The organism is Sphingopyxis sp., assembly GCF_050725655.1.
Classification (GTDB): Bacteria; Pseudomonadota; Alphaproteobacteria; order Sphingomonadales; family Sphingomonadaceae; genus Sphingopyxis.
The window spans coordinates 118,699-132,775 of the sequence record NZ_JBOHHT010000089.1 but is presented as its reverse complement, the minus strand read 5'-3'; the positions used below and the strand labels follow the sequence as shown (position 1 = coordinate 132,775).

At 59.0% G+C, this 14,077-nt stretch carries 15 protein-coding genes; 6 read left to right on the top strand and 9 right to left on the bottom strand.

Features of this window, described 5'->3' with window-relative positions:
* Nucleotides 1–13: 13 nt before the first annotated feature.
* The 3 genes from ACREBX_RS13320 to ACREBX_RS13310 form a co-directional block, all read right to left on the bottom strand.
* The gene (locus ACREBX_RS13320) at nt 14–1,105 is read right to left on the bottom strand and encodes a calcium:proton antiporter (RefSeq protein WP_431562221.1); all 1,092 of its coding nucleotides are present in this window, start codon (nt 1,103–1,105) and stop codon (nt 14–16) included.
* 37 nt (nt 1,106–1,142) lie between these two features.
* Complete coding sequence (locus tag ACREBX_RS13315) at nt 1,143–2,489, bottom strand: amidohydrolase family protein (protein ID WP_431562220.1); 1,347 nt, start codon at nt 2,487–2,489, stop codon at nt 1,143–1,145.
* A gap of 66 nt (nt 2,490–2,555) precedes the next feature.
* Nucleotides 2,556–3,329 (bottom strand): hypothetical protein, encoded by a 774-nt coding sequence (locus ACREBX_RS13310; RefSeq protein ID WP_431562219.1) that lies wholly within the window; start codon nt 3,327–3,329, stop codon nt 2,556–2,558.
* A gap of 460 nt (nt 3,330–3,789) precedes the next feature.
* On the opposite strand from ACREBX_RS13310, the gene ACREBX_RS13305 reads away from it, so the two are divergent.
* From ACREBX_RS13305 to ACREBX_RS13295, 3 genes are all read left to right on the top strand, one after another.
* The gene (locus ACREBX_RS13305) at nt 3,790–4,614 is read left to right on the top strand and encodes a hypothetical protein (RefSeq protein ID WP_431562218.1); all 825 of its coding nucleotides are present in this window, start codon (nt 3,790–3,792) and stop codon (nt 4,612–4,614) included.
* A gap of 76 nt (nt 4,615–4,690) precedes the next feature.
* Complete coding sequence (locus tag ACREBX_RS13300) at nt 4,691–5,083, top strand: cupin domain-containing protein (RefSeq protein ID WP_431562217.1); 393 nt, start codon at nt 4,691–4,693, stop codon at nt 5,081–5,083.
* Nucleotides 5,084–5,119: 36 nt separating this feature from the next.
* Nucleotides 5,120–6,328 (top strand): acyl-CoA dehydrogenase family protein, encoded by a 1,209-nt coding sequence (locus ACREBX_RS13295; RefSeq protein WP_431562280.1) that lies wholly within the window; start codon nt 5,120–5,122, stop codon nt 6,326–6,328.
* A gap of 144 nt (nt 6,329–6,472) precedes the next feature.
* On the opposite strand, the gene ACREBX_RS13290 is transcribed toward ACREBX_RS13295, so the two are convergent.
* Nucleotides 6,473–6,877: a response regulator gene (locus tag ACREBX_RS13290; RefSeq protein WP_431562216.1), complete on the bottom strand. Its 405-nt coding sequence runs from the start codon at nt 6,875–6,877 to the stop codon at nt 6,473–6,475.
* Complete coding sequence (locus ACREBX_RS13285; RefSeq protein ID WP_431562215.1) at nt 6,844–7,233, bottom strand: response regulator; 390 nt, start codon at nt 7,231–7,233, stop codon at nt 6,844–6,846. Before ACREBX_RS13285 ends, ACREBX_RS13290 begins: the two co-directional genes overlap by 34 nt.
* Nucleotides 7,234–7,511: 278 nt before the next feature.
* Between ACREBX_RS13285 and ACREBX_RS13280 the strand changes: the two genes are divergently transcribed.
* A complete protein-coding gene (locus ACREBX_RS13280; protein WP_431562214.1) occupies nt 7,512–7,757 on the top strand; it encodes a hypothetical protein in 246 nt (81 codons plus the stop codon).
* A 186-nt stretch (nt 7,758–7,943) separates the two neighbouring features.
* Here ACREBX_RS13280 and ACREBX_RS13275 read toward each other — a convergent pair whose 3' ends face one another.
* Nucleotides 7,944–8,639: a hypothetical protein gene (locus ACREBX_RS13275; RefSeq protein ID WP_431562213.1), complete on the bottom strand. Its 696-nt coding sequence runs from the start codon at nt 8,637–8,639 to the stop codon at nt 7,944–7,946.
* Nucleotides 8,640–8,831: 192 nt separating this feature from the next.
* Between ACREBX_RS13275 and ACREBX_RS13270 the strand changes: the two genes are divergently transcribed.
* Entirely contained in the window at nt 8,832–10,388 is a 1,557-nt protein-coding gene (locus ACREBX_RS13270) for a hypothetical protein (protein ID WP_431562212.1), read from the top strand.
* A gap of 63 nt (nt 10,389–10,451) precedes the next feature.
* Here the strand turns inward: ACREBX_RS13270 and ACREBX_RS13265 are convergent, their stop codons facing one another.
* Together ACREBX_RS13265 and ACREBX_RS13260 are read right to left on the bottom strand one after the other, a co-directional pair.
* Nucleotides 10,452–10,865: a hypothetical protein gene (locus tag ACREBX_RS13265; RefSeq protein ID WP_431562211.1), complete on the bottom strand. Its 414-nt coding sequence runs from the start codon at nt 10,863–10,865 to the stop codon at nt 10,452–10,454.
* Nucleotides 10,866–10,904: 39 nt separating this feature from the next.
* Complete coding sequence (locus ACREBX_RS13260; RefSeq protein ID WP_431562210.1) at nt 10,905–12,149, bottom strand: hypothetical protein; 1,245 nt, start codon at nt 12,147–12,149, stop codon at nt 10,905–10,907.
* A gap of 134 nt (nt 12,150–12,283) precedes the next feature.
* On the opposite strand from ACREBX_RS13260, the gene ACREBX_RS13255 reads away from it, so the two are divergent.
* Entirely contained in the window at nt 12,284–12,934 is a 651-nt protein-coding gene (locus ACREBX_RS13255) for a hypothetical protein (RefSeq protein WP_431562209.1), read from the top strand.
* Between the two features lie 24 nt (nt 12,935–12,958).
* On the opposite strand, the gene ACREBX_RS13250 is transcribed toward ACREBX_RS13255, so the two are convergent.
* The gene (locus ACREBX_RS13250) at nt 12,959–14,071 is read right to left on the bottom strand and encodes a hypothetical protein (protein WP_431562208.1); all 1,113 of its coding nucleotides are present in this window, start codon (nt 14,069–14,071) and stop codon (nt 12,959–12,961) included.
* Nucleotides 14,072–14,077: the final 6 nt, after the last annotated feature.

Here is a 14,077-nt window from a genome sequence, read left to right as displayed (position 1 = left end):
CGGACAAGCCCTCCTAGGGAACGGCCGATACCAGCAGGAAGAAACCGCAAATGACGAGATGGATGACCCCCTGTAAAACCGTGGTGCGTCCAGTCCCCAGAGTCAGCGCGCCGATCAGGAGCGTCAGACCAAGGAGCGCGGTCTGCGCTGGCGGGAGCCCGAGATCGAGGGGCTGCGCGACCACCAGGGAAACGATGGCTACCGCCGGAATGGTGAGCCCGATGCTCGCAATCGCCGAGCCCAGGGCAAGGTTGAGGCTAACCTGCAACTTGTTGCGAATGGCAGCCTTGATCGCCGCGATGCTCTCGGGAAGCAGCACGATCATGGCCACGACCACGCCCACAAAGGCCTGCGGAAGCCCTGCCCGCGCGATGGCATTATCGAGCGGGTAAGAAAGCTGCTTTGCAAGCAGGACGACGGCAACAAGACAGAGCAGCAGAAGCGCGAGGCTCACGGCGGCTTGACGGCGGGACGGCGTGATCGCCGCCTCGTCCTCTTCGGGCCCGAAGAGAAAATAGTCCCGGTGCTTGACCGTCTGGATCCGGATGAACGTCACATAAAGGACCAGCGAGGCGAGTGCGACGTACAAAAGCTGGGTAGAGGAATAGGTCGCGCCGGGCGCTGAGATAGTGAACTGCGGCATCACCAGACTCAGGACCGCCAGTGTGCCCAGCACCGCGAGCGCGGCGGTTGCCCCATTGAGCTGGAACCCCAGCTCTCCATGACGCCGCGCGCCGACGACAAGACTGATGCCCATCACACCGTTGACCGCGATCATCACGGCCGAGAAGATCGTGTCGCGGGCCACCGTCTCGACGCCCTCCGCGCCCGACAGAAGAAAGGAGACGATCAGGCCCACCTCGATCACGGTCACGGCGACTGCCAGCAGGATCGAACCAAAGGGTTCGCCGAGCCTGAGGGCGAGAATTTCGGCGTGATGCACGGCGGCGAAAACCGATGCGCCGAGAAACGCGGCGGCCAGGATGAGTGCGAAACCGCCGTCGGACCCGGCGAGCTTGGCGCTCGTCCAACCGAACAACGCCAGTGCGGCGAGCGGAACGACGGCGGTCCACGGCGGCGTCTTTCCGATCGGAGCCGAACTCATGCGAACTGCGTCCGCCGGCAAGGGCCGGGCCTGACCCTCACTGCCCGCCCTTGTAGAATTTTCCGTCCTTCATAATGACGTCGAAATTCTGCGCGGGATCGCCGAGCAAATCGATCTGCGCAAGCGGATCACCGTCCACGAGGAGGAGATCGGCGAGCGCGCCTTCCTCGACCACCCCGAGCCGTCCGGCATAGGGCGACCGCGGCCCCGAAAGCGCAAGAAGCTGGGCATTGTCATGCGTCACCAGTTTCAAAATCTCGGCCGGCGTGAACCAGGGCTTCAATTTGAGCAAATAGCTGTTCTGCTTGTCGTTGAGCTCGGGCTCGAAGAGAAAATCGGTTCCCCAGGCGAGCTTCACGCCAAGCTTTTTCGCATTCGTCCAAAGCGCCGCATTGTTGGCGACAATCTCGCGCCGCTTTTCGCGTCGCTTGGGGTCCATATTCGGATTGTCGTCGGCGAAGGTCTGGGTGGAGAGCCAGATGCCCTTGTCGGCCATCAGGCGCAGCGTATCCTCGTCGAGCAGTTGCCCATGTTCGATACACTTCACGCCCGCCTCGATCGCCCGGCGCACCGCGCGGGGCGTGTAGGCGTGAACCGTCACATAGGTGTTCCAGTCCGCCGCCGCATCGGCCGCCGCCTTCATCTCGTCGAACGTATATTGCGTAACGTCGATCGGGTCATATTCCGAGGAGGTTCCGCCGCCCGCCATCAGCTTGATCTGGCTGGCGCCGAAGCGCAGATTTTCGCGTGTCGCGGTCAGCACTTCGCTGGTCCCGTCCGCGATGAAATTGGCACCGAACAGTTCGGACCGCGAGACGCTGCCGCCGAATTTCCGCGACCGCTCGCTTGGCAGCCGGAAATCGCCATGCCCGCTGGTCTGCGAAATCACCGCGCCCGACGGCCAGACCCTCGGGCCGATCAGTTCGCCGGAATCGATGCGCCGCTTCAGCCCGAAGATCGGCCCGCCAGCGTCGCGCACCGCGGTGAAACCGCGCAGCAACATGTCATGCGACTGGCGTCCAGCGGCCTCCTCCGCCTTTTCGGGTGTGAGGTCGGGCGACAGCATCTGCGGCATCGTGAGCGCACTGAAGGTCAGATGTACATGCACGTCGATCATGCCCGGCATCAATGTGCGGCCGCCGCCTTCGATGACTTTAGCCGGCCAGCGCGCCGTGATGTTGCCGCCGATCTTTGCGATATGGTCGCCCTCGATCAGAACGTTGGTCGGCGCGCCCAATTGTCCCTTCACGACATCGAGAACGCGAACATTGCGGAACAGCGTTTCGGATGCCGGAGCCGGGTCTTGCGCTCGGGCGCCCTGTATTGCGAGCGAGGAAATCAGGACCGCAGCCGCAATGCCCAATCCCCGATGCAAAGTCTTCATGTTCATCGCCTGCCCCTGTCCAGTTCGAAAACTTCTATCGAAGGCTCGCGTGTGCCTTCCAGCCTGTCAGAATGAGGCCGTCGCACCAAGAAGCGGGCCGGCGAGCGCGGCGCTCGTCCGGACGTTGCCGCTCTTGTAGTCGACATAAAGATAGCGATAGCCGCCCGAGAGCCAGATGTTCTTAGCTACCCGCAAGTTCGCCGTCGCCACCGCCTGCCCGGTGACTTCGGATGCCGCGCCAAAGCCGCCGATGTCGCCGTAAAGCAGGAACGACAGGCGGGGCGATGCCTTGATGTTGAGGCGCGTCGCAAAGACCGGGTCGACGAAGCTCGCTTTCGCGCTCGCCGAAACATTGAGCGCAGGCACCGCAGCCTTCGGACGGATCCACCAAGCCCGTCCGCCGACAAGCACGTCAAGCGATGCGCTTTCCTGTTCGACCGCCCGGTAACCGACGAGCGCGGTCGCCGACGTCTGGCTCAACTTGCCTTCGGCGTGCACGACAGGAAGCGCCGGATTGCCGGTCGGCACCAGACCGTCGCGTGAAGAGGAAGAATGGGTGAGGTCGGCGATCACCACGAGACGATCATGCTTGACGAGCCCGCTGACAAAAAAGGCCGCGTCGACGTCCTCCATCAGCTCACCGAAACTCTTGTCGACATGCACCGTGGGCGCCCCGGGTCCAGGGCGGAGGGTCCCGCCGAATCCCGAGGCCCAGACATAGGGTGTGATCTGGACCGTCGTCCGCGAGCCACCCGTTTCAGACTGGGCGGCCGCCGGCGCAGCCATCATAATCGTCAGGACGAGAGCACCCCCACGCACAAGATTGGACCGGATATTCATTCGACTTGCCCCTGCCAATTTCGGCCGCAAAAGGACGCGCCCCGCCCTCACGACCTCAACTTCACGCCATTCCCAAGCGGAACCGCATCTCCTCGCCGCAACTCACCGGCACCATAAATGAGTATCGCCGACAAATTTGTCGAACGCCAAATATCCATGTCCCTCATGACCTTGTCAATCGCAATTCCCCGCCAAAATCCGCGAAAGAAGCTCAACAGCGGATCAACTATGTTTCTTCTCATGCCCCTGATTGCTTCGCCGTTCCCATATCCAGCGGGGTGCCCAGCTAGCCTGACGACTTGCGCCCGGGGCGCCAACGAACCGACCAATTTCAATGCCAACATCAGATCCAACTACAATTTTTGACATATGACATATTTTCATCAAAGCTTCAACGTGCAATATTCGCGAGACCATCGATTCGGCCTCGAACCGCGAGAGCATTCGGAGAGACGCAGGCATGCACACGGCTTTCGATGTCAGGAAGGATATGTTCCGCATTCTGCGCGGAACCGAACCCATCGCTACCGAGGCGTTTCTCGATTGGGACGAACGCGACAGGCTTGGGGTGGTCGTGGACGAGCAGGTTGGCGCCTTGGGCGCGGGTCTATTGCTGTTGTTCGGAGCTGCGGCGTTTTACGATGCCGGCGCCAAGAGACGTCGGCGCACGATCTATCCCGAAATCTATATTTTCCACGCCGGAGGGCCGTGGGGCAGCTTCCTCGCCTTCGATCTTTATCCGACGCACAAGGAGGTTTTCGTCGAACCCACGTGCGAGGCATTGCTCGCCGCGATCAACAGCCGCGGCATCACCCATCTCGCAGTTCCCGAGCGTACCGCCAGCAGCGACGCTGGGCCAGCCTATGAACTCGAGGCCGCGGTCGACAGGCTCAAGCAGTGCTTTGCCTATGGCTCAGACGGCACCCTCAGCAATGCAAGCATCACCATTTCCACCGAGAATATGGCGCTTCTCGGCAATTATTCAGTGACCCTCGACATCGGCATATTCGATGACGCCATGGCCCGCGCCGGCCAATCCATTCCATTGCAGTTGCGACCGTCTGCGTCGCCGGCCCTGTTAGAGGAAATTGGAGCGATACGGCGGCGCGCCGAGGCTGAGGCCAGACCCGATGAGCCGTCACATATATCATCTCGCCGCCGCCTTGAGGCGGCCATCGCAGTGGGCCGGATCGAGGAACAGCTGCGCGAGATTTCTGCGGCCGAAGCGATCGCGATGCTCGGCAGTGCTCAAGCATCCGCAGGCATCCCGACAAACACGGCATGAAAGCGACATGCCGCCAGGCGGACAATGCGCCGCCCGCCAATTGAAAATAGAGCCCCGCTATTGAGGAGAAAACCGGATGAGTGAACAAAATGAAGCAACCGCGACCCTTCCGGGGCGGACAGGTCCCACCAAGATCGAGCCCGGAGAAGCAAGCGATGCCGTCTTCGGCCGTCCCGGCGTCGTCAAGGATGGTCCCAGCATATTCGCAACCGCGCTGAGTTCGACCGACCGCTATTTCTCCGCGGGTGTCTACAAATGCGATGCAGTGGATATCCCATTCGACGCCTATCCCTATGACGAGTTCCTTTACATGCTGAGCGGAACCCTGACGCTCGTCTCCGATGATGGCACGTCGCTTGCAATCGACATCGGTGACGCAGGCTTCATTCCCAAAGGATGGAAGGGCCGCTGGGTCACCGCAGGACTCGTCAAACATTATGCAGTCTATACAAATGGCGGAGCTGAATGACATTTGACTGCTCGGGCGCGCCAGACCCAAAGCTTTGTGACGAGAAGGTGGCGCGACGCGAAAAGCACCGATGGGCGCTTTGACCGGGTCGATCCGCTATCTTTGAATTCCCAGCTCGACCGCGACGAAATACTGGTCCGGGACGCTGCTCGCGAATTTGCGGAAACCTATCTTCGCCCGAGCGTGACGGCGGATTTCGACGACGATTATTCGGATCCCAATCTGCTTAGGGCGATGGGGCAGCATGGTCTGATCGGCGTCGCCTTCCCGGAAATATACGGATGTGCTGGGGCGTCCTACGTCGCCTACGGCCTGGTGGCGCGCGAGATGGAACGAATCGACACCGGGTGTCGCTCGCTGCTGAACGTCCAGACGAGTCTTGTGATGTATCCAATCTACCGCTTTGGTTCCAACGAGCAGCGGAGCCGCTATCTGCCCGCACTTGCGCGTGGCGAACTAATCGGCTGCTTCGGCCTGACCGAACCCGCCGGTGGATCTGACGCCACCGCGATGAAAACGGTCGCGGTCAACATTGATGGCGGCTACCGCGTCACAGGGAAGAAGGCATGGATCTCCAACGCTCCAATCGCCGACCTGTTCATCGTCTGGGCTCGCAGTGAAGCGCATGGGGGCGTGATACGCGGATTCCTCGTCGAGAAGGGCTCCCGGGGGCTCTCGACGAAAAAGGTTCGAAACAAATTCGCGATCAGAACATCGATCAACGGCGTCGTCAGCCTCGACAATGTCCATGTCGGCCGCGACGCGATCCTTCCCGCAGCAATTGGACTCCAAGCGCCGCTCGATTGCTTGAAGCGTGCCCGCTACGAGGTGTCTTGGGGGGTCCTGGGAGCTGCGAAGAGTTGTTTTACGATAGCCCTGCAGCACGGTTTGGAACGCAAGAAGTTCGAACGGACGCTCGCGGCAAGCCAGCTCTTTCAGAAGAAGCTTTCGGATATGGCCATCGATATTTCGCTTGGCTTGCAGGCGTCGCTGAGGGTCGGTCGCCTGATCGACAGACATGAATGTGCTCTGGAAACAATCTCTCTCGTCAAACGGAACAACGCCGCAAAAGCACTCACCATCGCGCGCCAGGCGCGGGAGATCATCGGAGGGAGCTGCATGTCCTCGGGATACGAAGCCCTTCGTCACATGCTGAACCTTGAGGCCGTAAGTACCCACGGCGGCTCTGACGATGTCCACGCACTCGTTCTTGGCCGAGCAATCACCGGCTTTTCCGCTTTCTGACCGTTACCATCTGGCCGATTTCGGTCAGGCGGCTTCTGGCCTAAAAATTGGCGAAAGCCGCCGTTATGTTGGCCTTCGCAATCCATGGACCGCCGAATTTGGCCGACGGGAGCGAAAATCGGGCAAGCCGATTGCCGACGACGGTCAGCGATGCTTCCACGTCGCGGCGGCCAGCAGCCGCTTGATGTGGGATACGACCTTTTCAGGTTCGTAGGGGCGTCGCAGATGCGGACCCTCGTCGCAGAGCTGCCCGGCGGCCTTGGCCGCAGCGTCGATGCTACCGGCCAGAACAACCGTAACGTCGGGGAACTCCTCGCGAAGCCGGATGCGGAGTTCAAATGCGTTGGGCGATCCCGCGAGCTCGGCATCGGCCATCACGGCATCGACCTCAGTCGTACCGAGACGCAGCGCGGTCATCACCTCGTCCGAACTCGCTGCTTCGATAACTTTGTAGCCGCAGTGGCGAAGATATTCGGCAAGCGCGTTGCGGATAAGGACGTCGCTGTCCGCGACGATCAAGCACTGCGGGTCTGTGGATCCGTTCGCCATGAAGCCCCCATAAGCCTGCCAATTTCATTGATCAGCGCATCCGCTGAATAAGGCTTAGACATAAATGCGTCTGCCGGCTCGGATTCGTTCGGCAGCAAATGGCCGGAGCAAACAATAACCGGCCGGGCAGGCGCAAGTTCCTTCGAGCGGCGGGTCAGTTCCATTCCGTCGATCCCGCCGGGCATGCGAACATCGGTAATCATCAAATCGACCGTCTGTCCGGTTTTCAGGACCGCGAGCCCCTCGTCTCCATCGCTCGCTTCGAGGACTGTGTATCCGGCATCTCGCAACGCGTCGCCAAGCATGAACCGAATAAGAAGCTCGTCTTCAACGAGAAGAATGATTCCTTCGCCCACTGTTGATCCTTATCAGGACACCGAACCAGGCGAGCCCGCATGAGCCTGCAACCGTCAGCTTCCCGATTGAATACATACGCTGGCAGGACATAGCTAGTTCCGAGCACAATGAAGAAGGACGCCTCGAAATCGAAGGGCCTCCCAAGCATCACGTACCAGTCAGGGCCCGCGTCCAAAAAACTTCGCCACGATGTCACGGCGCATTAGCCACTTCATTTTTGCCGAAAATATGATAGACTTCGTAACCCAGCATGGTCGAATCACAAGGGTCGCTCCAAGTGAAATCTCATACTGAACAAGACATTTGGGAGCAGGTTCGCGAAGCTGAACGCCTTCATGGTGATCAGGCAGAGACTCAACTCGCTAAGCGTATTCACCAGCTGACCGCAAAAAAGCAGTTCGAAGAGGCGTCCTTCTGGGCCGCCGCCGCCGCCCGGTTGAAGGACCTTCACGATATCAAATTGCCGGGGCAGACCGTCCTGCCGGAGCTGCTGAACCCAACCGACGGCGGCAGTACGCGCTAAAGGTTCAGCGTTGTAGCAATCACAAACAGAATTGGCCGGTTGGAGACGGTCGGCTTCTGGGCGCAAATCATTAAAAGCCGACAGTAGCTAAGGCCGAGATCCTGCTGGGCTTAGATCGTTCCAGTCCGCGTCCTCACATATGGCCAGAGGCCCGATCCCGTGGCTCTTATCGGGAAGCTGTCAAGATCAGGATGTCGCTCCCAACTTTGCGAAGTCTTCCTCGTCGGCGCGGTGCATTCGCTGCCCTGTCACCGTACCCCAGGCCACTCCAATCGCTTCGCGGAGAGCGGGCGGAAACTTACGCCCATCGCGGCTATGGAAAGAGATAAAGGCATTGCTGGTAGAAGGCAGCGCGCCCGAAGTTCCGAGCGGCGTCTCGACGACAAGAATACCGTTGATCGATCGGCACGTGCCGCCCTTGACAGCGTCATTGACGAGCCACACGATTGAACGGCGGTCGAGCCGGAACGGAGGCGTGATGAAGACGAGGAGACCATAAGGGTCCTCCAGTCCCAATGCGGCGATTGTCGCCTTGATCTGTTTGTTGGCATCAACTGATTCCCGCTGCACTCGCTTGCCAATGATCCGCATCGCTTTGTGCGCGATAACCTCGGGAAGATCATATAGATGGATGGTGGTCTTCTCGGTGATGACCGGCGCTCCGTTCGTGATATTCTTGGCGAACATGACTCCCAGGGCGTCTGCAACCTCGGTCGACGCTGCCCGGTCGCTGCCGATCGATTTGACCTCAACGACGACAGGTTGATCGGCGAACAGGATATCCGCCCGCCTACCGTTATAGCCCTCCGGCAAATACGGTTCGACGGGGTGGCCGCCGGCGGCGCGAAGAACGTCAACCATCAGTTCGTGCTGATCCATCATCAGGCATATCATCGCAAACTCACCACCTGAAGTCACGGTCGAAACGGCTTATTGTGACATGCCCTTCCCGATTGGCGTCAAGTCCGCATAAATTATCATTATAAAACAATATCACTTACGCGACATCAAAAAAGCGAGACGACCGCCATGTATTCATGATATTAATAGCGCAGTGTGACATAGGGTGAGCCCGTGACGAAACTGATCGAGACCTACCTCAAGAACGATGGCCCCGCGCTCTCTAGTGACGTCGCGGCTTATCTTGTCGATCAGCTCGGGATTACACCCGCGACGGCACGCCAGCGCGTGTCGCGCGCAAGTGGCGACGTGAAGCGGCTCGGCGGGATCGTGTTTCCGCACCGGTCGCGATTCCTTTATCTGCAGGGACAGTTCGGCTCGCCCTGGTATTGGGACAGGCTCGGAAGAGCCCTGATCGACACCAATTCAGCATACGGATTTGCGATCGCCGCGTTGCGGCAACGCGGCGGCATCGTGCCGGCGCGTGAGTTTCAAATCGTCTCCGGCGCGCCGATGAAGCTTCAAAAGCACCTTTCCCCCTCAACGATCTTTACACGGCTCCAGGAAGCCGGATTGCTCGAACAAGTTATCGTCCCGGGTTCGGGCGAATGCATCGCCCTCATTCAGAGCGAGGGACATTATGAATTTGGGGCCGACAATATCCAGGCACGAAGGATAACGGAAAATATCCTGCTCGCGGCGGTCAAGGACTGGCTGAAGAAGATGGGGATCGCGAGCTACGGCAAGGTCGCCCTTCGAACCGACGACGAAATTCCCCAGGTCGGGACCTTTGCGTGGGACCTTACTGCCCCTTGCTATCTCGGTCCCATGGTTCGGAAGAGCGCCGAAGGAAAAGTCAAACCCGGCTTCGTCGTCTGTGACGTCCATCTCGGGGACAAGATGACGCGCGATGGGGTCGAGCCCTTCATTCGAAAATGCCTCACCCTGCGCAGCCTGCAAAAGGTCGGGCCGTGCATGCAGATTTTCGTTGCCGACTCCTACAGCAAGGACGCGTTCCAGCTCCTCAAGAAAAACGGCATTATGCCGGCAACGCCGGCGACCATGTTCGGCCAGGAAATCGCCGAAGCGTTGCGCGAACTGACGATCGCTCTGCAGCTTGCTGCGGTTTCGGTGATCGATGCCGACCGGTTCGAAGCGCTCTTCAATGCCCTCGGCAAGATCGAAGGGGCGGCCATCCAGCTGCGCGGGACGCTATTCGAGTTCATGGCGGCGGAAATCGCCCGCAAGCTGATTTCGCCTAGCGTAACGATGAACCGCATCTTCAAGGAACCTGGAGGGAAGGCGAAGGCCGAGGGCGACGTAGTTGCCGTGAAACCCGGCCAAGCGGTCACCGTCATCGAATGCAAAGGGTGGAGCCCGCGGGCGGAACTTCCCGATGAGTATCTCAAGCGCTGGCTGCAGATCAGCGTACCGCTGATGTACAAGGAAATCCGCGCACACCCAGACTGGAAGGACCTCGATGCCATCTTCGAGTTCTGGACAACGGCAACCCTTTCCCCGGAATCGCTCCTGTTCTTCGCGAATGCCAAGGCGAAGATCAAACCGTCGCGCTATTCGATCGGGCTCCGACTTGGAAACGACGTCCGCAACCTATGCGAGGCGACAAGGGATGGCAGCCTCATCACCGCGTTCGACAAGCATTATACGAAGCCGGAGAAATATAATCTCGATTGGGGCGGCCACGACCCAATGGTGTTCGAAGGTTATTGACCTTGTTCAATCCAACGCACGCTGAGATCAGCACTCAGTTGAGCATTAGCCGAACCCGGTGATTCAGAAAGGAATGACGCCCCGCCGGTAATTGTCGATGATCGTGCCGCGATCGACAAAATCCCTACAATGCTCAATTTTCCAGTCGGCGAAACTGAAGAAGAGACTGTGCGCAAAAGCACCGATGATCGGGCGCCGACGTGGAAACTGGTGGGCCGTGAGGTCATAGAGCCAAGTATCAACCGACACCCAGAGATGATGCTCATGCTTTCGCGGTTTCGTGCCCTTGATTAGGACAACATTGTCGAGACCGTATTTCTCCTCGATCAGGTAGATGAGGATCAGCGAGGCGCTTTCACAGCAATTTCGCGGAAAGCAATGACTGAACGGAAATTCGACGATTTCCTCTTCCCGATTCTGCTCGAGAAAACCGAGCAGCCGCCGTGCCGAAGCGTCGACCTCGAGCTTCAGCCGCATCGGCTATGCTCGCTCGGGGTGACTGCGTCGCGGCTGCATTTATGACCCCTCATATTGGAGGCGGAAACGCGTCTCATCGAGATGCGACAGACCGAACGCATCGCGCACCTGATCAGCCGCCTGCTTGACCAGCCCGCAGACAGCTTCCTTTGAATGGTCATCAATCATTCCCTCGAAATCGATGCGCGACTCGAGACACAGGGTGCGCTCATAGGGGTCAAGCGTCCCGGGAGCCCATGAGACATCATCCATGCCAACGAGGCCAAGGCGCACATGATGCGCTGCCCCACCGCCCAAAGACTTCGATAGCTCTAAGTGATAGCGTAAGAAACTCACCCAGTGCTTGAACACATATTCGTCGGCAAAGAAGCGCTCTCCGTTTCGCTCGTACGTGGCCTCCTCCGCCGCACCCCAAATCTCTCCGGTGCTGCGCCACCAGCGCGTCATCGAGCTGGCCACACCTTCCGGGTCACTCTTCGCGTGTCTTCGGTTCGCGACGCCGCCGGTCGTGTTCCCGTCGGTGAAGCTGCTCGTCCCGCCCAAGGGAAAGACATAAATCCGGTCGCGCTGGAAACGCTGCATGATGTCCACCGCAGGTTGAAAATGTACCGGGAGAATCCGCGCATAAAACCCGCTCTTTCCGAGCAGGGTGACTTTCTCGCTCGACGAAACGCGTGGATTGATAGTGAGCGGCGAGTCGGATCCGGCCCACCCATGACCATCTTCCATGCCATCCTGCCATGAGGCAATCGGCGCAGGCGGAGCTGGGACCGTCCCCAGGGCCGAGCGCACGCGCCGTTCGAGTTCCTCGGCGACCCATTGACGCGCCTTGCGATACTCTTCCTTGGTTGCGTCCTCTGCAAGGCTGTAACTTATCGGCGCTCGGCGGCCGCGCAAATCGAACGGCAGGTCTTCCGGCCGCGCATCGACGAAGGCAATATTCCAGACGAGTACGACCCGATTGCTCGTGAGCGCCTTCTTGGCATAGCCATATTCGATCATGACGTTGGGGTTCAGAAAGACCTTGCCGCTCTTCGGACAGCGGATGGCCGGGGTGGCGTCCCCGACAAATACCGAAGCCGCGTCAATTTTCTCGAGGATCGACGCAACTATGTCTGGAGTCCCCGCAACATCTTTCGTGTCCTGATCGATTTCGGGCCGATCGGCTTCTTCATATTCAGATCCGATCTTTGCGAGGGCCATCACCAACGCCTCCCTGATCAGGTTGCGGCTTACCCGCGCGTCCGTGTCACTTTGCCACGACCAGAATATCTTCTTCGCCAATTCCCCGCCCTCTCGATCCGCAGCCTCGTTTTCAAACGCCCAGCTATTGCAGCCTCTATCACCAAAAATTTTGTTGGCCGGCTATCGGCTTTGGCTGAGAAGCTGAGCAATAGTGATATTGCTGGATATCACCAATGCCGACAGCCATTACAGTGCGCAAAACTAAAACTGGACGCTCACTTGCGACCACGACCGACAAGTCGGGTACGATGGCTGGAGGATTGCGGGAGTACGCTGTGAACGACCTAATCGATTGGCTGGAAGCCCATGAAAAACTCGCAGGCTGGGCTCAATTTGCCGGCGCTATCGCAGCGCTGGCTGTCACTTACCTCACGGTTTTCATACCTATCTGGCGGCGAAAGCGGCAATTGCGCCGAGCTGGAACAAGGCTCCTATCGCACGGCTATGAGGCGCTTGAAAGCTACCACCGCTCGCTGACTTTTTTCTCCCCCTTTGCGATTTCGCTTCGCGGTGCGGCAGTTTCGATGAGCGTGGTGGTGGAGGAACTGGGACGTTTTCCTGCCTATGAGCTTGACGATCAGGGAAGCCATTCGCTCGCGCGCCGGATCGTCGCGATGAGCGGCCTTCTCAACGGAATGAAGCTCTTCCTCGAAACGACCGCGGCGCAGATGGGAGATGAGCAGGCTGCGCCCGATGACCATATTTTCATTCGGGATTTCGTGGCCGATCAGATGAACCTTGCACACGCGATGATCACCAACAAGGTTTTGAAGCGCCCCGAATGGCCTAGGGAGTCCGGCCAGACCGTCGCGTCCGTTGAATGACAGCGCCCCTGCATGTCGAACGCATCAAAAGAACTGGAGAAGGAGAAGAAAGAAGATCATGAAACCGATGGCGGTCAAGCATCCTGAACCCGAGTTGCCAGATTGCCGATATCCTTCTGCAAACCCTTTGGAAATGCCGCGTCCCTCGATCCGCCTGACTGCGCGATTGAATTTGTCGGCCCAGCCATCAGGCAATTCGAAGGTGATAGTTTCGGTCACGACAATGGGCGTCGAATCCGAACCATTCTCATCAAGGCGGATGGCCATATCTACTATCTCGTCGAGCCGATCGGGCGTCGCCGCGAATTTTTCGGCCTGCGACCCGAGCGCGTCCTGTAGCAGGTTGATGACCTCACCGTGTTTCGGCGACACACGTACTGATCGCAACATCTCTTCGTGGGCGACTATTTGTGCGAGGGAATCACGAAGGAGAAGCGCCGTATGATGGATTTCGTTGATGTCTCCCGGTTCACCAGGCGCACCCCACGCGCGATTAAACCGTTCTAGAATCTTGCCTAGGGGACCGATCATTTCGGTCATATCTTCGAGGCGAGTATGGGCAAAATCGATCACCGCCTCGTTGTCGAGGGCATAAACCGTTAGGGCGCAAACTCCTTCGCGCAGGTCGGCAAGCCTTCGAAAGAGGGGCGCGTTGAGATGACGCATCAGCGCTGCCGAAAGACTCCACTCCCACCCCGGTGGCTTGTCACAGGCTATGCGCCGGATCAGGGGAGGATAGCCCTCGAATTGGGCCAGCTCATGTCGAGCAAGATCGAACCGTGCCTTATCCGATTTCGAACCCAAGTTGGACGCGACATATTCCTCGTGCTGCTCACGCCAAAGGAACAGAAGGTCCGCAGGAAATTTTTGTGCATCGCGATCGACCTGCCGGTGGCAGTTTCGGCACAACCATATCGCATTAGAAATCGCGGCCCGTGCCTGGTCATTCATGCTCTCGTCGTAGCGGGCTTCGCCGGCCCTCGCGGCATAAACGTGCGCCGCTTCACCGATGATTGTCGCACGCGCAGCTTCAGAATTCGGCCCTACAGTCGAAACGCGGCAATCTGGCCCGCTGCACAGATAGGCCGCTCGTTTTGCTAACGTGTCGATCGTCTGCTTCGAAAAGTCAGCCGGCACTTTGAA